Here is a 659-nt window from a genome sequence, read left to right as displayed (position 1 = left end):
TGGCCGGACAGGGACGAGAAGCGCAGGTTGATGCTGGGTCCGAATGGCGGCCGGACGCTGCCGGGCATCACGACCATCCGGCCCTTGCCGAGCGAGCCGGTGCCGTAGTTCACCGTCCAGCGGCCGTTCGCCTGATAGTTCATCGCCCAGTTAAACGCGACCGTGTTGCCGGGGCGGGCGTTCACCCAGGCGACCAGGTCGTTCATGAGCGGCCCGCACGGATCGGCCTGAGCAGCCGCAGGCAGCGCCAGCGCCGCGGCCAGCACCGCCGCCGCCAGCCGTGCGGGCGTGCGGGTTCGACATGAGCTCGGTCGAGTACTCATCTTGGCATCCTCTGAATGTCGATTGGCCGGAACGGATCCGGCGTCGAATTCATTAGATGCGATACTTGAGCTTGTCTGTGATCCGCAGCACTACTTGTGGATGTTCCGTCAGTGCGCGTCTGCCGAAGCCCCTGCGGCCTTCGGCTTGTGCACCAGCGGCATCAGCAGGAGCGCCAGGAAGAACACCGCCGACATCAGTAGAAAGCAGTCGGCATAAGTGAGCACGCTGGCTTCGCGCTCGGCCATGTTGACCAGCGTGCGCAGTGCCGCCTGGTCGGGGTCGGTGCCGAGCAGGTCGCCCATCCGGCCGCTCATCGCTTCCAGGGTCGAGGCCAC

The 659-nt window shown here is 66.0% G+C and carries 1 protein-coding gene and 1 pseudogene; both read right to left on the bottom strand.

Annotated features, from left to right (window positions below; translation table 11 throughout):
- Positions 1-323: hypothetical protein (locus tag EQG76_RS06790; RefSeq protein ID WP_159711799.1), on the bottom strand; the 323-nt coding region annotated here is incomplete at its 3' end.
- Positions 324-431: 108 nt separating this feature from the next.
- Positions 432-659 (bottom strand): annotated as a pseudogene (locus tag EQG76_RS06785) (MFS transporter); the annotation flags it as partial.

Source organism: Geminicoccus flavidas (genome assembly GCF_009806515.1).
GTDB lineage: Bacteria > Pseudomonadota > Alphaproteobacteria > Geminicoccales > Geminicoccaceae > Geminicoccus > Geminicoccus flavidus.
The sequence above is the reverse complement of the archived record's forward strand: the minus strand, read 5'-3'. Positions and strand labels throughout refer to the sequence as shown.